General features: G+C 39.8%; 19 protein-coding genes. 7 read left to right on the forward strand and 12 right to left on the reverse strand.

Annotated elements, in window-relative coordinates; all coding sequences use genetic code 11:
• Positions 1 to 12: 12 nt before the first annotated feature.
• The 4 genes from AN395_RS07340 to AN395_RS07355 form a co-directional block, all read right to left on the reverse strand.
• Positions 13 to 3,069, reverse strand: coding sequence for an ATP-binding protein (locus AN395_RS07340; RefSeq protein ID WP_054982551.1), 3,057 nt, complete (start codon positions 3,067 to 3,069; stop codon positions 13 to 15).
• 292 nt (positions 3,070 to 3,361) lie between these two features.
• Positions 3,362 to 4,570, reverse strand: coding sequence for an ABC transporter permease (locus AN395_RS07345; RefSeq protein WP_054982552.1), 1,209 nt, complete (start codon positions 4,568 to 4,570; stop codon positions 3,362 to 3,364).
• Positions 4,563 to 5,351, reverse strand: a complete 789-nt coding sequence (locus AN395_RS07350) for an ABC transporter ATP-binding protein (protein ID WP_024033559.1) — start codon at positions 5,349 to 5,351, stop codon at positions 4,563 to 4,565. The genes AN395_RS07345 and AN395_RS07350 overlap by 8 nt, the downstream gene beginning before the upstream one ends.
• Positions 5,348 to 6,160: a DUF3025 domain-containing protein gene (locus AN395_RS07355; protein ID WP_054982553.1), complete on the reverse strand. Its 813-nt coding sequence runs from the start codon at positions 6,158 to 6,160 to the stop codon at positions 5,348 to 5,350. The genes AN395_RS07350 and AN395_RS07355 overlap by 4 nt, the downstream gene beginning before the upstream one ends.
• A gap of 113 nt (positions 6,161 to 6,273) precedes the next feature.
• Here AN395_RS07355 and AN395_RS07360 point away from each other — a divergent pair, with 113 nt between their 5' ends.
• Entirely contained in the window at positions 6,274 to 7,899 is a 1,626-nt protein-coding gene (locus tag AN395_RS07360; RefSeq protein WP_054982554.1) for a M28 family metallopeptidase, read from the forward strand.
• 140 nt (positions 7,900 to 8,039) lie between these two features.
• Entirely contained in the window at positions 8,040 to 9,209 is a 1,170-nt protein-coding gene (locus tag AN395_RS07365; RefSeq protein WP_054982555.1) for a putative manganese transporter, read from the forward strand.
• Positions 9,210 to 9,278: 69 nt separating this feature from the next.
• On the opposite strand, the gene AN395_RS07370 is transcribed toward AN395_RS07365, so the two are convergent.
• The 7 genes from AN395_RS07370 to seqA form a co-directional block, all read right to left on the reverse strand.
• Positions 9,279 to 9,644 carry a DUF805 domain-containing protein gene (locus AN395_RS07370; RefSeq protein ID WP_054982556.1) on the reverse strand — a complete coding sequence of 122 codons (366 nt, stop codon included), beginning with the start codon at positions 9,642 to 9,644 and terminating at the stop codon, positions 9,279 to 9,281.
• A gap of 140 nt (positions 9,645 to 9,784) precedes the next feature.
• Positions 9,785 to 11,383, reverse strand: a complete 1,599-nt coding sequence (locus AN395_RS07375; protein WP_054982557.1) for a dihydrolipoyllysine-residue acetyltransferase — start codon at positions 11,381 to 11,383, stop codon at positions 9,785 to 9,787.
• A gap of 8 nt (positions 11,384 to 11,391) precedes the next feature.
• Positions 11,392 to 12,369, reverse strand: a complete 978-nt coding sequence (locus tag AN395_RS07380) for an alpha-ketoacid dehydrogenase subunit beta (RefSeq protein ID WP_024033553.1) — start codon at positions 12,367 to 12,369, stop codon at positions 11,392 to 11,394.
• Positions 12,369 to 13,583 (reverse strand): thiamine pyrophosphate-dependent dehydrogenase E1 component subunit alpha, encoded by a 1,215-nt coding sequence (locus AN395_RS07385; protein WP_054982558.1) that lies wholly within the window; start codon positions 13,581 to 13,583, stop codon positions 12,369 to 12,371. The genes AN395_RS07380 and AN395_RS07385 overlap by 1 nt, the downstream gene beginning before the upstream one ends.
• Before the next feature lie 265 nt (positions 13,584 to 13,848).
• The gene (gene astE, locus AN395_RS07390; protein WP_054982559.1) at positions 13,849 to 14,901 is read right to left on the reverse strand and encodes a succinylglutamate desuccinylase; all 1,053 of its coding nucleotides are present in this window, start codon (positions 14,899 to 14,901) and stop codon (positions 13,849 to 13,851) included.
• 79 nt (positions 14,902 to 14,980) lie between these two features.
• Positions 14,981 to 16,618, reverse strand: coding sequence for a phosphoglucomutase (alpha-D-glucose-1,6-bisphosphate-dependent) (gene pgm / locus AN395_RS07395; RefSeq protein WP_004586669.1), 1,638 nt, complete (start codon positions 16,616 to 16,618; stop codon positions 14,981 to 14,983).
• Between the two features lie 10 nt (positions 16,619 to 16,628).
• On the reverse strand, positions 16,629 to 17,204 hold the full coding sequence (seqA, locus tag AN395_RS07400) for a replication initiation negative regulator SeqA (RefSeq protein ID WP_024033550.1): 576 nt from the start codon (positions 17,202 to 17,204) through the stop codon (positions 16,629 to 16,631).
• Between the two features lie 344 nt (positions 17,205 to 17,548).
• Between seqA and AN395_RS07405 the strand changes: the two genes are divergently transcribed.
• The 5 genes from AN395_RS07405 to fur all read left to right on the forward strand — a co-directional run bounded on the left by AN395_RS07405 (position 17,549) and on the right by fur (position 20,087).
• Positions 17,549 to 18,316, forward strand: a complete 768-nt coding sequence (locus tag AN395_RS07405) for an alpha/beta fold hydrolase (RefSeq protein WP_054982560.1) — start codon at positions 17,549 to 17,551, stop codon at positions 18,314 to 18,316.
• A gap of 95 nt (positions 18,317 to 18,411) precedes the next feature.
• A complete protein-coding gene (locus AN395_RS07410) occupies positions 18,412 to 18,633 on the forward strand; it encodes a DUF2788 domain-containing protein (protein ID WP_004586672.1) in 222 nt (73 codons plus the stop codon).
• Positions 18,634 to 18,635: 2 nt separating this feature from the next.
• A complete protein-coding gene (ybfE, locus tag AN395_RS07415; protein ID WP_004586673.1) occupies positions 18,636 to 18,914 on the forward strand; it encodes a LexA regulated protein in 279 nt (92 codons plus the stop codon).
• A gap of 14 nt (positions 18,915 to 18,928) precedes the next feature.
• Positions 18,929 to 19,456 carry a flavodoxin FldA gene (gene fldA / locus AN395_RS07420; RefSeq protein WP_004586674.1) on the forward strand — a complete coding sequence of 176 codons (528 nt, stop codon included), beginning with the start codon at positions 18,929 to 18,931 and terminating at the stop codon, positions 19,454 to 19,456.
• Between the two features lie 187 nt (positions 19,457 to 19,643).
• Complete coding sequence (fur, locus tag AN395_RS07425) at positions 19,644 to 20,087, forward strand: ferric iron uptake transcriptional regulator (RefSeq protein ID WP_004586675.1); 444 nt, start codon at positions 19,644 to 19,646, stop codon at positions 20,085 to 20,087.
• A 125-nt stretch (positions 20,088 to 20,212) separates the two neighbouring features.
• On the opposite strand, the gene glnS is transcribed toward fur, so the two are convergent.
• Entirely contained in the window at positions 20,213 to 21,877 is a 1,665-nt protein-coding gene (gene glnS / locus AN395_RS07430) for a glutamine--tRNA ligase (protein WP_054982561.1), read from the reverse strand.
• Positions 21,878 to 21,933: the final 56 nt, after the last annotated feature.

The raw sequence follows: 21,933 nt of genomic DNA on the forward strand, positions 1-21,933 counted from the left end.
GACTTAGCTCATTTAGTTTAACCAGGTTAGCAGCCTATTTTTAAGCGTTTTAGGCTTTATTGGCTTGGTAATATAATCATTCATGCCGGCGGTAATGCAACGCTCTCTATCGCCTTCCATTGCACTTGCGGTCATGGCAATAATTGGAATGCTAATATACTCAACCCCAGCTTTAGCATTTCTTATCTCGCTGGTGGTATCGTAGCCATCTAGGTTAGGCATTTGGCAATCCATTAAAATTAAGTCAAACGGTTGCTCTTGATTAAATTTAAGGGCAGAGAGTGCTTCTATACCATCACTTGCACAGGTAATTTTTATCCCTGTGCGTTTTAAAATAGCCTTCGCTACCTCAATGTTAATCATGTTGTCGTCAACCAATAATACATGATACTTAGACAACTCAGGCTCTGGCTCTATGTCGTTTGCTTGTTTAGGCGCGGTTAAAACAAACTCATTATTAGCGCCAAAAATACTGCCTAGCTTATAGGTAAATTGATCTTGCGTAAGTGGTTTGTGCAAAATGTGGCTATGCTCAGGAAACACCTTTTTAGATTGCTTATTAACCACCATGTCTCGCAATATAAGCACATATTTTTTATCTGCCTTTTCGCAGTAGCTTATTAGCGCATTAACTTGCGGGTGTTCGTCATCAATAATCAGTAAATCGGCATCAAATTCGCTGTGTTCACTAAAGTAGTCGAGCCTTGTAATATGGCTTGGCTGAATTTTACAGGTTTGAGTTAATAATCCGCATACATTTTTAAATACATTATCGCGGGCAATAAGCGCCGCTACACTGACCTCTTTAGAAAGCTCGATGCCGGTATTAAGTTTTTGCTGTTGCGCCACATGTAACTCTACCGTGGCAACAAAGGTGCTGCCTACGCCTTTTTCACTGCTAACGGTAATATTACCACCCATTAATTGCGCCAGTTTTTTACATATAGATAACCCTAAACCGGTGCCACCAAAATGGCGCGTTGTGCTTGAATCTTCTTGGGTAAACACATCGAACAGTTTATCGATGTTTTCAGGGGCAATACCAATACCGGTGTCTTTAATTATAAAACTCATTAAAATTTTACTGTCAGTAATGTATTTAGAGTTTAAGGTTAAACTTACCTCACCTTTATGCGTAAACTTAAACGCATTATTTATTAAATTAATTAAAATTTGCTTAAGGCGATGGCTATCACCAATAACCATTCTATCAACCACGTTTTGGGTATTTAAAAAGACCTCTAGCCCTTTACGTTGGCCCTGCAGCGCAATTGAATTAATCATATCGCTACAGACAGTGATGACATCAAACGAGTGATTATCAATATCTAGTTTACCCGCTTCAATTTTAGAAAAATCTAAAATATCGTTAATTAAACTCATTAACGAGTGCGCACTGCTATTGGCTAATTTTAAATAGTGTTGCTGTTGCTCAGTGAGGCTGTCTTCTTTTAGCATTTCAAGCATGCCTAAAACACCGTTCATGGGTGTGCGTATTTCGTGGGAAATATTGGCTACAAAGTCACTTTTTGCTTGGCTGGCGGCAAGGGCTTGGTCAATCGCTCGCTCAAGTTCAACAGTACGCTGAGATACCTTTAACTCTAACGTGCTATTTAAACCCTGTAACTGTGATTGAGTATGCTTTAACGAGCTAATATTACGTAAAATAGCAGCAACTTGATATCGATTGCTAAATACATCAAATACGCTGGTCAGCGTGATTGAATAATATTCTTTATTGCCATCATCACCAGTATAAACCGCTTCAAATGGCATTTTAGAGCCATGCTCTATGGTTTCACTAATGCATTTTTTATCTTCATCTGCAAGGGTAAATAAGTTACTAAAGCGGGTGTTGTCATTACCTAGCCTACTTGCAAAAACCTTTTTAGCCGTTTGATTACAGTGAATAATGGTTTCATCACTGTCTATGGTAAAAATAGCGTCGAGTGAATTTTCTATCACTTTATTATTTTGCTCTGTTAAAGAGTGTATAAGCAGCTTGCGATTAATATAGCGCTGATACAACAGCGTAATAATTATAAATATGGTAAAAAATGTGGCGGTAATGGCAATAAAACTTTCGCGCCTTTTTGCAACGCGTTCCAACAAGGTTTCAGAATCAATAGAAACGGCCATCTCTAACGGCAGCATGGCAATATCGCCTTCAAAACTTACTCGTTTATTTAAAAAGTACTGTTTTGGCGCATCACCTATTAACAATGTTTCGTGAGAGTTCATGTTTTGTGTGGGGCTAAATTCATCGCTCCAGGTTTTGGCTTGGTTAAATTCAAAGCCAAACCGTAAATCTGGGTTTGGGTGGTATAAAAATTCGCTTTCATTATTAAGCAAATAAATATTAATCCCAGGTGGAAGTTCAAACGTTAAACTTTCAAATAACTTATCTGCGGAGTAGTTTGTCACTAAAATTGCAAACACTTGCTTTAAATGATCAAAAACAGGCTTAGCTACGCGGTATGTACTCACAAAGGGTTTTTGTATTTCACCGTTTTCGCGGTTGTAGTTAATAGGCGATATATACACGCTTTTTTCATCAAGCATGCTGGCTTTGAGTACGTAGTCTCGCCCGCCTTTTTTTTGCAGTTGTGCGCCCTCTAGCCTAATTATGTCACCTAAAAAGCGGTCTACACGTACTATCTCTTGGCCATTTTCAGCAAGCATAATGTAACGTGCTTGCAAAATAGAATCGTCGGTTTGCATAAACCCGCTAAAAATATCAGCAAGGCGGTCTTGCCATACAGCAATTGGGGTTTGTAATAGAGGGTCAATTAATTGGTTGTCGGTCGCTCTAGATATACCTTGAATAGGTGGAGTGGCGTTTAAAAAGCGAATAGCGGTAATACTGTCGTTTAAATGATTTTTTAAAGACGCGGCTTTTGTTTCAAGCTCACGATTGAGTTCACTACGAGCATCGTTATATATCTCTGCGCGTACTTTTTTTTCAAACACATACACCGAAGGCAATGCAATAACTAAAAAAACAATAATGGCAACCAGTAATAATTTATTACCTTTAGCTGCTGTTATAAATACATTCCTTTTTAGCATTGAACCCTCACTCCTCACTATTTTCTAGGTTAGATTATAGAGGATTATTTGATAAAAAATAGAAGTAAAAATAATTAGTTACTTAAAAAAGTGTAATTAAAGTTTGAACAAATACTCTAAACCAATCACTTAGTATTACTATTAAAAAGCAGTGTTAATTTAAGATGAATACCATTCTAAAAAACATACAAATCAATATAGACAGCAAATAAAAAAAATATAAGCGATAACAGTTAATGGGTAGTAAAGTTAACGAGCAAGGCAATACCCTGCCCGTTTATAAAACCTTAAACTATCTAAACAATACGTCTTCGCGGTGAAACCACTTAACACAAAAGGCAAGTAACGCCCCAGCTATAATAGCTGTTGCTAAAAATATTAAGCCTACAAGGGTGTAATCTACCGTGCCTTTAACAATTTCTTTAATTGCGAGCGCTACATTAGTAACAGGAATAAAAGCAGTTTTAGCTGTTAGCTCTACATTAGGCATAATGGATACAATGATGGGAAAAAACACCCCCATACTCAATGGTGCCATGTAGTTTTGGGCTTCTTTAAATGTACGAGCATAAATAGATATTGCTAACGCCAATGCTGAGAATATCGCGGCAATAGGTAGTAACAATACAAAAATCATTAATAAATCACTTACCGCTAATGTGCTAAATGCTGTTTTAATTACTTCTAGGTCTGCAAATGCAAGGGCTACGGCTATCCACCCGCCCATACTGAGTACAGTTATAGTTGTTGATGCAATTGAGGTTGTCAGTAAGGTTATAAATTTGCCTAGTACCAGCTCGGTACGCGTAATAGGTGTAAGCAATAAGGTTTCTAATGTACCGCGCTCTTTTTCACCTGCACCTAAATCTATTGCTGGGTACGTAGCGCCCATAAGAACTATAGGAATCAGTAGGTAGGGCAAAAAGCCACCTAGTTTTTCACCTAAGTTTTCACGTTTATCGGCGGTATCTACCTTTACTACTTCAATAGGGGTTAAAAGTGCTAAATGAGCTTCTTTTTCAATACCAAAACTTATTAATTTTTCTGTTTGTAATGCATCGCTATACTCTTTGGCGAGCTCTTTTACACGCTGAAATAAAAAGTTGATAGATTTAGCATCATTAAATACCACTTCCCACTTACTTTGCTGGGCATCATTTAAGGCTTGTTTAGCGTTAGTGGGTAAATATATACCCATGTCTATATCACCTGCGATTACCCCTTCTTTTAGCTCTTCAATGCTATTAAAGGTTTTAGCACCTTTATAAAGTTCAAAGCTTTTATGATAAAACACTTTTTCGGTAAACTCTGGCGCGTAGTCGCCATTAATAATGGCGTAGGTATGTACCTTTTGTTCAGCATCGAGTGCCGCTTGAGAGCTAATAAACGCCATAACGGCAAATAATAAGGGAAACACCGCAACGGGTAGAGCGACTACAAACAACAAGGTTTTTTTATCGCGTAGGAGTTCTGTTAATTCCTTTTTAAAAACTTCAAACATCGTGTTTCTCCGTTAATATGTTCATAAACGCTTGGTTTAGCTCTTCACTATTACCTGCCTGTTTGAATTCAGCAAGCGTGCCATCAAAGCAGCTTACGCCTTCATTAATTACCGCAACACGGTCACATAAAAGGGCTACTTCATCTAAATGGTGCGTAGAAAAAATAACAGGCGTGCCTTGCGCCTTTAAGCCTTTTATAAAGTTTATAACTGTTTGTGTGGTCATGATATCAAGGCCTGTGGTTGGCTCATCGAGTACCACCACTTCTGGGTGATGTACCACAGCACGGGCAATATTGGCTTTTTGCTTCATGCCGGTAGATAGGTTTTCTGCACGTTTATCAATAAATTTATGCATGTCGAGCAAAGTAAAAAGTTCTTCACAACGAGCCGCTATTTGCTCTTTGTTCATTCCATGAAGCTTTGCAAAGTATTCAATATTTTCTTTAACGGTCAGACGACCATACAAACCAGTTGAACCGGATAAAAAACCAATAGACTTGCGCCCTACTAACGGCTTTTTAATTATGTCGTTGCCGGCAATAGTTATTGTGCCTTCATCGGGCTTAAGTGCCGTTGAGAGCATACGCAATGTAGTAGTTTTACCTGCGCCATTAGGGCCAAGTAACCCTAACACTTCGCCTTTTGCACATTGAAAGCTGACATCTCTTACAGAATGAAAAAAATCTTTATCTTCACGCGGGTCTATATCATCAACTTTATTTTTTTTATGATCCTTGGTTAACTTAAACTTTTTTTTAAGCCCTGCGACTTCTATCATTTTCGTATCCTTCGTTTAGCTCTAAAGTAATCGGTATTATCATAGAACGATTCATTCTCATTTGCGTCATGCCATCCTGGTACACCTAATAATGGCAATGGAGAAAGCTGTTTGTTATCGGCTAAGCAATGCTCTATTTTTATCTTCTCATAAAGTACTTGGTCTAGGTACTGATATTGAGTAACTAAATCTTTACAAAATATTTCATCCGGTACATTTACAAATAACGCTTTACCCGTTAAACCAATATAGGGTTTTGTAAGCATTTCATAATTAGCGTGGCCAAACATAAAAGGTTGTATTGTTTTGCCCCACTCTTCTCGGTGAGTTATAAATGCCGTTTTCCATTGGTGGTCTGTTAAAAGCGTTTGCCACTTAGTATCACTAATGGCAAGCACCACGCCGCACTCGTCAAATAATGTGAGTGCATTACGATGTTTAGTACGTTGCTTTAAGCCATGTTGCGCTATTTCTTGTACGTGGCGCTGATTAATAAGCGCCTTGGTTTTTGGAAACAAACACCAAATAAAGCCACCAAATAAGTCGTGCCAATTTTTACTACGTGTAGGCACTACGCCAGTTTCAAAAATGACTTGCTCATAATAGCGCTCGCCAAAATCAACGTTTGCATCGTCTTCAAACGTTATTGGCAGGTTATTAGCATTAATGGCATTCAAATACACAGTGAACCAATCGGGGGTTGGCCAATCAGTTTGTTTATCAATATTAAACAGTGTTCGTAAGTGCTCAAACGCACCGCTTTTCAAACTACTAACTTGCCATTGCTCGGGCGGAGTAAAGCGCTTCATTTATACCTTTAACAATTTATGCTGTTAATTTGCGGGCAGTTTACCGCAAAAACTGGTTCTAATTAATAGAAGTTAATATACTAATCACATCTTAGAACAAGAATAGAGCTACTATGAAACGATATTTCTCTCTCACACTGATTGCTGGCGCTGTGTTAGCTGGCTGTGCAACAACAAGTATTACACCTACCGATGTAACAAATGGTTACAACAGTATTAAAGCAGATGAACTTGCAGCGCACATTAAAGTGCTTGCCTCTGATGAATTTGGCGGTAGAGCGCCTTCATCTGAAGGTGAAAAACTAACCCTAGATTACTTAACTACTCAATTTAAAGCATTAGGGTTTGAACCTGGTAATGGTGATAGCTTTTTACAAGAAGTGCCGCTTGTTTCATTAGAAGCTGATTCAAATATGGTATTAAGTATTGGTGGTAAAGATTATCAATACAAAAAAGATATGGTTATGGGCAGTAGCCGCATTAGCGCACAAGAAGGGATTGAAAATTCAGAGCTTGTCTTCGTAGGTTACGGTGTAAATGCCCCTGAATATAACTGGAACGATTACGAAGGCCTAGACGTAAAAGGCAAAACTGTTGTAATGCTTGTTAACGATCCGGGGTTTGCTACAAAAGATCCTGCGTTATTTACCGGCGATGCAATGACCTACTACGGCCGTTGGACTTATAAATATGAAGAAGCGAGTCGTCAAGGTGCAGCCGGTGCTATTATCATTCACGAAACCGCCCCTGCGTCATACCCGTGGTCAGTTGTTGAAAACTCATGGAGCGGTGAGCAGTTTGGTTTTCAAAAAGAGAACAACAATATGGACCGCGTTGCGGTTGAAGGCTGGGTGACCACTGATGTAGCAAAAGAGTTATTTGCTAAAGCGGGTTTGGATTTTGAGACTGCAAAAGCCAATGCAGCTAAAGGTTCGTATAACGTTGACATGGGCGATTTAACTGCATCGGTTAATGTTAAAAATACAATTAAAAAATCGGTGTCGTATAACTTTATTGCCACGTTGCCGGGTAGCGAAAAAGCGGATGAACATGTTATTTATTCAGCGCATTGGGATCACCTAGGTACAGATACAACCCGTAAGGGCGACCAAATTTATAATGGGGCACACGATAACGCCACAGGCACTGCGGGGCTAATTGAGGTTGCAGAGGCATTTACTAAGCTGCCAAAGCACCCTACTCGCTCAATGACATTTTTAGCTGTTACGGCTGAAGAGCAAGGCTTACTTGGGTCTAAATACTACGCTGCTAACCCAGTTATTGCTGCCGATAAAACAGTCGCCAATATAAACATGGATAGCCTAAACTTATTAGGTAAAGTAAAAGACATGAACGTAGTAGGTTTAGGTAAGTCGCAAATGGACGACCTACTAGCCAAAGCAGCAAAAGAGCAAGGTAGAACAATAGCGGGCGACCCTAAACCATCTTCAGGTGGTTATTACCGCTCTGATCATTTTGCATTTGCAAACATGGGTATTCCGGCTATGTATGCAGGCGGCGGTACTGTTGCCGCTGATGAGGATACAGCAAATTATCGTAAACGTATGAGCTTAGTGCTACGTGGTTGCTACCATCAACCCTGTGACAGATACCGCGATGAGTGGGATTTATCGGGTGCGGTGCAAGACTTACAATTGTTTTATAAAGTAGGCTTTGATATTTCTGAGCAAGCACAATGGCCTGCATGGTACGAAAACTCAGAGTTTCAACGCAAATAATGTATTTTGCCTGAGCGTAGGTTATTTACCATCGAAAAACTCAAACTGAGCTATCGATTTAAATAGATGCAAATGATATTGATTATCATTTGCAAAATGTATACATTGTGTCCTAGTTAAAATAAAACTGGGGCACACTTATGATTTTACTCTCTCAAATAGGATTTATTACGCCAGCTTCCAAACGGTTTGTTAGCCAAAATAAACGCTTACTCCTACCACTTTTTTTATTGGTATGTTTAGCTGTTCCTAGTCTTCGCGAAATAACCATTACTGCTCTCAGTGATGCGTTTTTCCAGGTTAGTGTATTTGTAGCGGCTACGTTACTTATTTACTACTACGCAATAGAACATATCCCTCAATTAGAAATGAGCTACTTAAGCGCTAAATCTAAGTCGCTTGAAGTACTGTTTGCATCCGTTCTTGGCGCTTTACCCGGCTGTGGTGGTGCAATTATTGTGGTTACTCAATACACTAAAGGCCAAGCAAGCTTTGGGGCTATTGTTGCTGTACTTACCGCCACGATGGGAGATGCTGCTTTTTTACTGCTTGCTACGCGCCCTACTGAAGGCTTAACAATAATGGCTATAGGTTTAGTGGTAGGCACGCTGTGTGGATTAATAGTTAATGCAATTCACAAACCTGATTTTTTACGTCCCAGCGCACAAGAGCAAAAACACCAAGTAAAAGTTTTGCCCACTAAAATAATAAAAATTAGCAAACCTGTGTGGATGTTTGCCATTATTCCAAGTTTAATCATTGCGTTTTTAATTGCATTTAATGTGGACTTTAACCAATTTGGTCAATATACCAGCACCGGTATTAGCTTATTTGGTGCAGCAATGGCACTGTTTACGGTTATTATCTGGGCCTACTCTTCTAAAGGCGAAAGCTATAAAGAAGTAACCTCTGAAGACGATGAATGTAATCCGCCTTCAAAGCTTATAAAAGTATTACAAGATACCCATTTTGTTACTGCATGGGTGGTGGCATCGTTCATGCTGTTTGAAATATTAGTCAGTGTGGTAGGCCTTGATTTAAAAACCTGGTTTATGCACTACGCCTATTTAGCACCGTTAATTGCAGTCGTCATTGGTTTTTTACCTGGCTGTGGGCCACAAATAATTGTAACCACGCTTTATATACAGGGCATTATTCCTTTTAGTGCATTAGCTGCTAATGCGATTTCAAATGATGGCGATGCGTTGTTTCCTGCCATTGCAATGGCGCCAAAAGCGGCTGTAATTGCTACCTTGTATACCTCTATACCTGCTTTAGTTGTGGGTTACGGGCTTTACTTTTTAAGTTAACAGTTTAAAAAATCATAAGTACAAAAAAGCTCAGCAATTGCTGAGCTTTTTTTAATGTTAGCGTATTATTTATACAGAAACAGGTTCAGCCGCTAACTCTTTTGGATTTGGGCCATAATCGTTCTCACCTTCATGTGAGTCTTGCGCAAGGAATACAATTATAACAATCCAACCAATGATTGGCACTAACCAAAGTAGCTGCCACCAGCCAGAACGGCCAGTATCGTGTAAACGGCGTGCGCCAGCGCTCAATTGAGGAATTAACAGTGCCAAGCTATAGATAGTACCAATTACAGCTACACCCATAAGCTCATCAACAACACCTAGTACTATGCTGATTAATAAATTTATTAAGTAAAACATCCAAAATGCTTTACGGCGATTACGTCCTGAAAAATCTGCGTAGCTACGCAGCGCGTTCATATAATGCTCCATTACAATTCCTTAGTGTTAGTTTTTATATTCCCTAGCGGGTTAATTTTATTACCTTTTAGTAACATTTGTATCTTAATTAAAAACACCGCGCTTTAAAACAAAAAACCAGCAAATTGCTGGCTTTTTTATAAGTTTAATTTTTAAATCATAGCCATCATCATTGCCGATGGGTTTTCTAAATATGATTTCCACAAGTTATTAAAGCGCGCAATTGTACCGCCATCAATAACACGGTGATCGCCAGACCAACTCACTTGCATAATAGCTTTACTCACAACTTGCCCGCTTTCATCAAAGCGCGGTAAGTGTTGTAACTTCCCTAATGCTACAATAGCAACTTCTGGCTTATTAATAATCGGGGTCGCAATAGTGCCGCCAATTGCCCCAATATTTGAAATGCTAATGGTGCCCCCTTTTAAGTCATCTGGCGCTACTCGTCCCTCGCGTGCTGCATCAGTTAGGCTTGTTAAACTGCTTGCAACTTCAACAATACTCTTAGATTGGCACGATTTAATATTAGGCACTAGCAAACCCACTTTTGAATCCACTGCTACCCCAATATTATGATCGTCAAAGTAGGTAAGCTCAGTGCAATCATCATTTACTTTAGAATTAAGCACTGGGTACTCTTTCATCGCAAGCGATAACGCTTTGATAAAAAATGGCATCATAGTGAGCTTTACACCTTGCGCTTTATACTGCTCTTTTAAACTCGCTCGCAGGGCAATTAATTGCGTTAAGTCTATCTCGTCACTAAAGGTAAAGTGAGGGATTGTAGAGACCGAGGCCATCATTTGCTTTGCCATAGCCGCTTTAATGCCTTTAATTGGCTCTGCTCGCATACCACCGTTTTGTGTTTGTGGCGATTGTGGCTCTTTATTTTGAGTAACGCTGTTTTTAGTAGTAGCACTACTAAGTGGTGATGTATCTATTGTGTTAGGTACCTCACCTTTAATAAATTCTTCTATGTCTTGTTTATAAATGCGGCCATTTTTACCGCTGCCCGGTACGCACGTTAAATCAACATCAAGCTCTCGCGCTTTGCGCCTTACAGCTGGAGAGGCAACCGCTTTTTTATTAACAACTTTATTTGCTGTTGTTTGCTGCGTTGCTACAGATTTATCTGCCGCTTTACTTTGTGCTTTTACAACGGCGTCGTTTACATCTACATTGGGTTTAGCTGTACTGCCGGCTATGCTCATTTGAAATAACGGGCTATGTACCTGAGCAATTTCACCTTTTTGATAGTAAAGCTTTTGCACTGTACCTGTGTATTTAGCCGGAATTTGTACCAGTGCTTTGTCGGTCATTACATCACACACAGCCTGATCTTCTTGTATTTCATCGCCTTCGGCCACTAGCCAATCAACTATCTCACACTCAACAATCCCCTCACCAATATCTGGAAGAATAAAATCTTCTAAATGCTCTGACGATGCGTTGTCGCTTTGTGTATTTTGCACTTGCTCTGTGTGTGTTTCATCGCTTTGGTTTTGCTCATCGGCTACATTCATAGCAAACAAGGGGGCATGAACCTGCGCAATCTCCCCTTTTTGATAATACAATTTAGTGATTACGCCATCGTGCACAGCCGGAATTTGCACCAGGGCTTTATCGGTCATCACGTCACAAATGGGTTGATCTTCTTTTACTGTGTCACCCTCTTGTATTAGCCATTCAACCACTTCGCACTCAACAATGCCTTCACCAATATCGGGTAATATAAAATCTTTAGCCATGGTATCCCCTAAAAATCCATTGATTGTTTAATTGCGGCCATTACTTTTAGCGCATCAGGCACATATTCTTTTTCAAGTGCTAATGGGTAAGGTGTATCTAACCCACATACTCGCATAATAGGTGACTCAAGGTGTAAAAAGCACTCTTGCTGAATAGTCGCCGCAATTTCGGCACCAAAGCCATTGGTAATAGGCGCTTCGTGGCTTATCACTAAACGTCCTGTTTTAGTAACCGACTTAGCAATTGTCTCAACATCCCAAGGTAATATGCTTCTAAGGTCAATCACCTCACAACTAATGCCTTGTTCATTGGCTTGTTTTGCTGCGTTTTCAACAATTTCCATTTGCGCGCCCCACGCAAGTACAGTGATATCTGTACCTTCTTGTACTACTTCGGCTTTACCCAGCTCAATGCTGTAATCATCCTCTGGTACTTCGCCGGTAGAAGCGCGGTATAAACGTTTAGGCTCGAAGAAAATAACGGGGTTATCGTCTTTAATACTTGCTCTTAGTAACCCTTTTGCTTGGTAAGGGTTACGCGGTACCACTATTTTTAGCCCTGGCGTATGGGCAAAATATGCCTCTGGCGATTGTGAGTGATATAAGCCCCCCGCAATACCGCCACCATACGGTGTGCGAATCGTTAAATTGCCCACGTTAAATTCATTACCACTGCGGTATCTAAACTTGGCAGACTCATTAACTATTTGGTCAAATGCCGGAAAAATATAATCAGCAAATTGTATTTCAGCAAGTGCAGGCGCGCCAAACGCGGCTAAGCCATTGGCAAAACCTAAAATACCTTGCTCTGTAAGCGGTGTGTTAAATACGCGGTGTTTACCGTACTTCTCTTGCAAACCTGAGGTCGCTCTAAAAACACCACCAAAATAGCCAACATCTTCACCAAAAATACACGCCTGAGGGTGCTCATTCATGGTGATATCGAGCGCAGAATTAATTGCGTGTAGCATGTTCATTTTAGCCATTACTTAATTCTCCCTGCTGTGATTGGGTACGCATCTGGGTGCTGCTTTATATGTGCTTTTAAATCGTTATATTGGCGCTCAAGTGAAGGAATTGGCGTATCGTAAACATCTGATATGAGCTCTTCAAGCGCTGGCTTTTGCACTTTTTCAGCACGTTTAAGGGCGGCTAAAATATCTTCACGAATAGTGTCTTTCGCTTTAGCATCGTCCTCTTCGTTTAACCACTCTTGTTTGATCAACCATTTTTTAAATTTATCAATTGGGCAAATTTTATGCGTGGCCTCTTCATCTTTTGAGCGATAACCACTTGGATCATCTGAGGTTGAGTGAGCGCCTAATCTGTACGCTATTGACTCAATTAATACCGGCTCGCCCTGCGTTGCTGCAATTTCGCGGGCCTTTTGTGTTGCTGCAAACACGGCTAATGCATCTGAGCCATCAACACGTATGGTTTTAATGCCATACCCTACGCCTCGCGACGCTATACCATCGCCTTTAAATTGCTCATCTGCAGGTGTTGATATTGCATACCCGTTATTACGTGCAAAAAATATAACAGGGGCTTTGTGTACCGCAGCCATATTTAAACCCGCATGAAAGTCACCTTCAGATGCCGCGCCTTCACCAAAGTAACAAATCGTCACATTATCTATGGTGCTTGCAAGCTCGCCAGTTTTTGCGTCAATGTGTTTGACTTTTTGCCCGTAGGCATACCCTGTAGCTTGAGGAATTTGCGTACCGAGGGGCGATGATATGGTCATATAATTTAATTCTTTTGAACCATAATGAATCGGCATTTGGCGGCCTTTTCCTAAATCTAACTCATTAGAAAACATTTGATTCATAAATTGGTCAAGCGTAAATCCGCGGTAATGCAAAGCGGCTTGCTCGCGGTATTGCGCCATAATCATATCATCTTGATCAAGTGCAGCAGCAGAAGCAGTAACAGCGGCTTCTTCACCTAAACATTGCATATAAAAGCTTACGCGGCCTTGGCGCTGCGCGCCTTGCATCCGCTCATCGAGTAGGCGAATAAAACGCATTGTTTCGTATAGTTTAATCGCTGTGAGTTTAGAAATAGTCGGTGCGGTAGCACTAGGATGAATGTCGCCGTCCTCAGTTAAAATACTAAGGGTTGGAATAGTTAGCGCATGACCGTCTATAAACTCGAGGTCGTGGTTAATATTCAGCGATACGTTATTTGGATTACTCATAACCTACCTTCTCTTGTTGTCTGTGATACAGCGCCCCTTTTAAGTTTTTATTATGGGTGAGGCTTGCGAATAAACTTTGCAGCATCTGCGCTGTATTTAATTAAAGCTGCCACCACCTTACGTTAACGTAAGATGTTATTCAACAAGTGTAAGACGAAACAAAAGTAAAATACGATTAAAAAGATGGAAAGTTAACTGTACGCATTTATTAAACTAATAAAAACATACAGTTAAATATTCAAGGCGAGTGGTCTGATGAGTTTTATTAGACGAAATTACTATCTACTTGCATAGGAATAACGGTAAGCAGTGCCCTTTGCCCAAGCGCAACGTGCGCATTTGGAAAAATAATAGCTTCCCCTTCCACATCGGCATAATAAGGGGTATCGCCGTCTGTTGCTAGCAACTCACCTTTAGCAAACCCTGTGAAATTTTCTGCATCATCAGAAAACGGAAAGCTAAAGTCCTGCTGCGTTCTATTAATTGTGCGATGCACGGCAAACAGCTCAAAATCACTTGCATTAAATTGAGGGTATTGGACTTCTTTTTGGCTAATTAATGCAGTTAGCGTTTGCTTGGTTTTTGCAAAGCGAGCCATGTCGTTTTCACCAAACGGTTTAACTTGACCCAGTTCAACGGTAAATGAATCAGCGCCATGAACAAACGAAGAATAGTAACTGAATGTGGTTGCCGGTGATTTCATCATTAATACGGTATTTACACCGCAGCTAAGTAAAAATTGTAACTGCGATTTTTTCCATGGTTTACCATGAAGATAAGGATACACAGCGAATTTTTCATTTTTTGAGCCACGTATAGCAGTATGTAAATCATAATGATAACGTGCACTGCCTTGCTCGCCCCGTGCAAAAAAGTCAGTTACATACTCTTCTAGTTTTGCTGCGCGTTTGCGCTCATCATTCATTGGCACACCCTCAACAGTGTGGTGGCCATTAAACAAACGGTTTAGGTTTTCTTCTACAAAGCGCAGGCCAATATTTATTGATTTTGGATTACCAAATATAAAGAGCACACGCTGATTTAATGCAAGCTCACCTTTTATTATGGTTTTTATTAGCTCGTCACATATTTCTATAGGTGCGGTTTCGTTACCGTGTACAGCGCTTGAAAGCACAACATCTTTTGTTGTTGTACCCTGAGGTTGAAATTCAATAACGCCTGTATCGTGAACGGTTACGCGCGTGCCATTTTCTAAAGCAAATTCACTTGCCTCTAAATGCCATTCATTGTCGCGACTGAGTGTTAAAAAATCGCCGCTATTTATTAGTTCATTTAAATAATCTGGTTTGGCTAACATGATAAGCCCTTTTATAGTGTGAGAGATACAAACAAAAACGGCTGAATAAATCAGCCGTTTCTAAATACTGTAAACCGTGTTAGCTGATCACAGAATCAACTAATTGCTTCGCTTCTTTTTCTAGTAGTGCTAAATGTTCTTCACCTTTGAAAGACTCAAGATAAATTTTATAAATATCTTCAGTACCAGAAGGACGTGCTGCAAACCAGCCGTTTTCAGTCACTACTTTTAAGCCGCCAATGGCCGCATCATTGCCAGGAGCATGAGTCAGTTTTTGTAAAATAGGTTCACCAGCTAATGTATCGGCTTTAACATCGCTTGCACTAAGTGCTTTTAAACGTGATTTTTGCGCACTGCTAGCAGGGGCATCTAAACGCTTATATAGTGGAGAGCCAAATTCTTGCTCTAGCTCTTTATAAAGCGCTGATGGTGTTTTACCTGTTACTGCGAGTATTTCAGCTGCAAGTAACCCCATAATAAAGCCGTCTTTGTCGGTACACCATACGCTGCCATCAAATCGTAAAAACGCAGCACCAGCACTTTCTTCGCCACCAAAGGCAAGCTTGCCTTTGTTTAAGCCATCGACAAACCATTTAAAGCCAACCGGCACTTCTTTAACTTTACGCTCATTACGAGCTACTACACGGTCAATCATTGAGCTAGAAACCAGCGTTTTGCCAATTTCTACACTGCTGTCCCAGTCGCGGTGTTTTAATAAATAATCAATCGCTACCGCTAAAAAGTGATTAGGATTCATTAATCCATCTGGGGTAACTATACCGTGGCGGTCGTAATCGGGGTCGTTGCCAATAGCAATATCAAAGTCGTCTTTTAATTTAATTAAATTAGCCATTGAGTAAGGTGATGAGCAATCCATACGGATTTTGCCATCTTTATCAAGTGGCATAAATGCAAAACGCGGATCAACACTGTCGTTTACTACGGTTAAATCTAAATTATATTTTTGCGCTATTAATGGCCAAAAGTTAATACCAGAGCCACCTAGCGGGTCAATACCTACTTTAATACCCGCATCGCTAACGGCTTTTAAATTAACGATATTTTCTAAGTCGTTAATGTATGGCGTCATTAGGTCTTCGTATTTAATAAACCCTGAACGCGATGCTTTAGCAAATGGAAACAGCTCAACTTCTACTAAATCTTCTAATAGTAATTGATTTGCTCTGTCTTCAATCCATTTAGTTACGTCGGTGTCTGCTGGGCCACCGTTAGGTGGATTGTATTTAAAGCCACCGTCTTCTGGCGGGTTATGTGAAGGCGTTACCACAATACCGTCGGCTAATTCGTTAGGATTTAATTTGTTATGGCACACAATAGCATGGCTAATGACAGGGGTTGGCGTGTAATCGTGATTTTGCTGGGTAATTACTTGCACCTCATTAGCCACTAATACTTCTATGGCAGAGTTAAAAGCAGCTTCACTTAATGCATGCGTATCTTTACCTAAAAAAAGCGGACCAAAAATGTCGTTTTGCTTTCTGTAGTCACAAATAGCTTGTGTAATGGCTAAAATATGAGATTCGTTAAACTTAACATCGTAAGAGCAACCACGGTGACCCGACGTACCAAAAGCAACACAATGCTCTGGGTTTTGCTCTAAGTCTGGTTCATTTAAGTAATAAGCCGATACCAGTTTTGGTACGTTAACTAAAGTTGAATGTGGCGCAGTTTTCCCAGCACCTGAATGAATAGCCATGTTTATTTCCTTACAAGTAATCGCGAATTTCTTCTGCTTGCTCTGCTGAATAACCTAAGCACAGCGCAACCTCGTGTAGCATCATTTTTTTACGTGTCGTGTTTGAATTTGTCATTACCCAGTACTCACTGTCGGTAATGTTTTTAGGGTTCATACTACTGCCGCTATTAACTAAGTCTTCTTTGCTGGTTGCAAAGTAAACGCGGTCGCGCCCTTTTATATCAAGCACAGCACTAAACTCTTTTTTATGCGTTCTATAAAAAGCACTTAAAATAAATAAAAACCTGCCTACCACCCCTTTTTGCATTGCTAGTTCTTCTTTATTTAGAATATTAAATACATTAGCGTTTGTTTGCTTCACGGGTGTGACAACCTCTTGCTCTTGGCTGTCGTTAGTAGCTGGCGTGTCGTCAAGTGGGGCTTGAGTAGCTGTTTGGTTGTTTTGATTGTTCTTAGCAACGGGAGTGTTGTCATCACCGTTTAGATTTAATAAACGACGTAAAATAGTGGATGCGCTTTCGCCAATACTTTGTGTATTGCTAGCAATATACTGATATAACTCGTCGTCTATGTCGATTTGTTTCATGTTGTTCCTGTCATTACGGGCCACATTTTTTCTTTCCCCGTGATTATACCCAAACCAAATATAAATGCGAGTTACAACAAGCACTCGCACAAACATAACCTATAAACGCGCTAATAAAGGTGTGTTGATTATTTGCTTATAAACCCAATGTAGTAATTAACAGCTTTTAAAAGTACTACCCATATTATTATCTCCATTAGGCTGGTAACACAAAAGAGCCCATAACTGGCGTAAAAATAAACGGTGTTACCCCATAAAAGGCGCGTGCAGAGCAGTTAACCGTTATATCTTTTGCTTTTTAGGGCAATGCTCGGCAAACTAAGCCAAAATTTTAGGAGGCGGTCATGCTATTAAACTATAAACAATACGGTGAAGGTCCGGATGTAGTGATCATTCATGGTTTATTTGGCTCTTTAGAAAACCTAAATGTTATTGCAAAACCATTGAGCGAGCACTTTAGGGTAACGAATGTAGATTTGCGTAACCATGGCGCTTCACCGCACAGTAATGAAATGAACTACCCTGCAATGGCCGCAGATATTGTTGAGCTAATGAACGCGTTAAATATTAACAATGCGCACCTGATTGGCCATTCAATGGGCGGTAAAGTGGCGATGGAAGTGGCGCTAATGCATAGCCAAAAAGTAAATAAGCTGGTGGTACTTGATATTGCCCCTGTGAGTTACCCTGCCCGCCACACACAAATTATTAATGCACTAAAAAAAGTGGCAACTAGCCAGGTTACTGATAGAAAACAAGCTGATGCTATTATGAGCGAGTACATTAATGAGCTAGGTGTTAGGCAGTTTTTACTAAAAAGCTTAGCTAAAAACGACGATGGACAGTTCAAATGGCGATTTAATTTAGATGTACTTGATGAAAAATATTCGACAATCACAGCCAATGTTAATGAAAACAATTCTTGTTTGTGCGATACTTTGTTTATCAAAGGTAACGATTCTGATTACATACTGCCAGAATACCGCGATGAAATAACAAAGCGCTTTAAAAATACACGAGCAAAAATTATACACGGTGCAGGACATTGGCTTCATGCACAAAAACCCGCTGCAGTTAATAAAGCAATAAATGACTTTTTAACAGGGCTTTAATGCAATTTTAATCATGTGTTTTTGGTTATCCGTACTAAATTAATGCATATTTATATGCTATAGTACGCGCCGTTTAATTTAAAGGTTATACGTTGATGGTCAGTCAGTTTATTAACGAATTTGATACCCTAGGGTTGTACTTTGGCTTAGCCGGTATTTTTGTATTCATCGGCCTGGCAATTAAAGACGTACTTAATAGTGGTAACGTACCTAAGTTTGGTCGCTACATTGTGTGGGGCGTCCTCTTTTTAGGGTGTTCTGGCTTTATTGCGAAAGGACTTATACAAGTTTTTTGGCAAGGTGCAGGTGTAGGTTAGGCATGGCGAAGTCAGAAACAGATAGAACAACCCCCGATTTATTTGAATACGAAAAGCGCCCAGGCAGGCCTAAAACGAACCCTTTACCAAGGGATATGCAGTTAAAGGTTAATAAACGTAATCAAATAAAACGAGATAAAGCACGCGGTTTAAAGCGTGTAGAATTTAAAGTTTCATCACAGTTATATCAGGCACTGAGTGATATGGCAGATGCACAAAATATTAGCCGTAGTGCGCTGATTGAAACAATTTTACAAGAAAGATTGGCTATTGATAGATAAAAGGTTTGAAGTCCATGGCAAGTGTAGGCATTTTTTTCGGAAGTGACACAGGTAATACAGAACACGTAGCAAAAATGATCCAAAAAGAATTGGGTAAAAAGCTTGTGGCTGTACACGACATTGCAAAAAGCTCTAAAGAAGAGATTGCAGAGTTCGATTTAATCTTATTCGGTATTCCTACTTGGTACTACGGTGAAGCACAATGTGATTGGGATGACTTTTTCCCTGAGCTTGAAGAAGTAGACTTTGAAGGTAAGCTAGTGGCTATTTTTGGTTGTGGCGACCAAGAAGACTACGCAGAATACTTTTTAGACGCTATGGGTATGATCAACGATATCGTTACCGAGCGCGGTGCTATTGTGGTTGGCCATTGGTCGAGTGAAGGCTACGACTTTGAAGCATCTAAAGGTATGGCTGATGACACGCACTTTGTAGGCTTAGGTATTGATGAAGACCGCCAACCTGAATTAACAGAACAACGTGTTAAAGCATGGTGCGCACAAGTATATGATGAAATGTGCTTAAGCGAACTAGCAGACTAATCTCCCCCCTTTTATCGCTAACTGTTTAAATAATTATCAAACAGTTAGCGACTTTAGAATTAATAGCAAAATTGATCAATTGTTCTTTGCACTCAGTGCTTAGGCGCGTTATCCTTGTTATTGCTAATGTGTCGTGTGCATCTGTAAGAGATGTCTAGTATAACCAAACAAATTTGAGACAGATTTAATGACTGATCATAACTTGGAACTTAAAAAAGCCGGTTTAAAAGTAACTTTACCGCGTATTAAAATCTTAGAAATTCTACAATCTCCAGATAACCAACACATCAGCGCTGAAGATGTATACAAAATTCTTTTAGATTTAGGTGAAGAAATTGGTCTTGCTACTGTTTACCGTGTATTAAACCAATTTGATGACGCAGGTATTGTAAGCCGTCACCATTTTGAAGGCGGAAAGTCAGTATTTGAACTTTCTGGCAGCACTCACCACGACCACCTAGTGTGTTTAAAATGTGGCAAAGTTGTTGAATTTGAAGATGACTTAATTGAACGTCGCCAGTTAGAAATAGCCGAAGAAAACGGTATTACACTAACAAATCACTCTTTATACCTATACGGTGAGTGTCAAGACAAAGCAGCGTGTAAAGCATTTAGCGATTCAAATAGCTAATAACGCGCTATAGTAATAAAAAACCTGCTTTTGCAGGTTTTTTTGTGTTTAAAATTAAGCATTTAAACGGTGTTTAATACCAATTTGCAATAATAATATATTATGCAAATTGGTATTTTAAAGCGTTACTGCTTCTCGATTTTAGCCCATGAATCTCTAAGACCAACCGTTTGGTTGAATACTAAATTTTCTGACTTTGTATCACGTGAGAAATAGCCAGTACGCTCAAACTGGAAGCCTTGTGCCGGTTCAGCTTTAGCAAGCGATGCTTCTAGTTTTGCATTTTCTAATACAACTAACGAATCAGGGTTAAGTGTTGATTCGAACTCTTCAGCAGCACCTGGGTTTGGTACATTAAATAAACGGTCATACAATCTAACTTCTGCATTAACCGACTCAGGCGCAGAAACCCAATGAATAACCCCTTTTACTTTACGACCGTCACTTGGGTTTTTACCTAATGTTTCGTTGTCATAAGTACAGTAAATAGTGGTAATTTCACCATTTTCATCTTTTTCTACACGCTGGGCTTTAATTACATAAGCACCACGTAAGCGTACTTCTTTATCAAGTACTAAGCGTTTAAATTTATTATTCGCTTCTTCGCGGAAATCTTCACGCTCAATGAAAAGCTCACGAGTAAACGGTACTTCACGACGCCCCATTTCTTCTTTATTAGGGTGATTAGCTACCGACAATGTTTCTACTTTATCTGCATCAAAGTTTTCTATTACGACTTTAACTGGATCGAGTACTGCCATTGCACGTGGTGCGTTTTCATTTAAGTCTTCACGGATACACGCTTCAAGCATGCCCATTTCGACCATGTTTTCTTGCTTAGTCACACCGATACGTAAACAGAACTCACGTATTGAAGCCGGTGTATAACCACGACGACGTAAACCAGCAATAGTTGGCATACGTGGGTCATCCCACCCTTCTACATAGTTATTTACAACTAAATCGTTTAGCTTACGCTTAGACATAATTGTGTATTCAAGATTTAAGCGCGAAAACTCAATTTGCTGTGGGTGGCATTCAAGGCTGATGTTATCAAGTACCCAGTCGTATAAACGACGGTTATCTTGAAACTCAAGTGTACACAATGAATGGGTTATCCCCTCAAGCGCATCAGAAATACAATGTGTGAAGTCATACATTGGGTAAATGCACCACTTGTCACCTGTTTGATGGTGATGAGCAAAACGAACGCGATAAATAATTGGATCGCGAAGCACCATAAATGAGCTTGCCATATCAATTTTAGCGCGTAGAACACACTCACCTTCTTTGAATTCACCCGCGCGCATTTTTTCAAACAAGGCGAGGTTTTCTTCTACTGAGGTGTCTCTGTATGGGCTATTTTTACCCGGCTCTTTTAACGTACCGCGATACTCGCGTGCTTGATCGGCCGTTAAAAAACAAACGTACGCTAAGCCTTTTTCAATAAGCTCTACTGCATAGCCGTATAGGGTATCAAAATAGTTTGACGAATATTTTATCTCACCACTCCAGTTGAAGCCTAACCACTGCACGTCTTCTTTGATTGAATTAACGTAGTTAATATCTTCTTTTTCTGGGTTTGTATCATCAAAACGTAGGTTACATAAACCATCGTAATCTTTTGCAATGCCAAAATTCAAACAAATTGATTTTGCATGGCCAATATGTAAAAAGCCATTTGGTTCAGGTGGAAAACGTGTATGCGTAGTTGCATGTTTGCCACTTGCTAAATCTTCATCAATTCGAGTTCTTATAAAGTTACTTGGGCGATTCTCAATTTCCGCCATAGGAGTGCGATCCTCTGAATATTCGTGATAACAAAACTAATGCATTATTACAAAAA

The sequence above is a fragment of the Pseudoalteromonas sp. P1-30 genome, from assembly GCF_001400005.1.
GTDB classification, from domain to species: domain Bacteria; phylum Pseudomonadota; class Gammaproteobacteria; order Enterobacterales; family Alteromonadaceae; genus Pseudoalteromonas; species Pseudoalteromonas atlantica.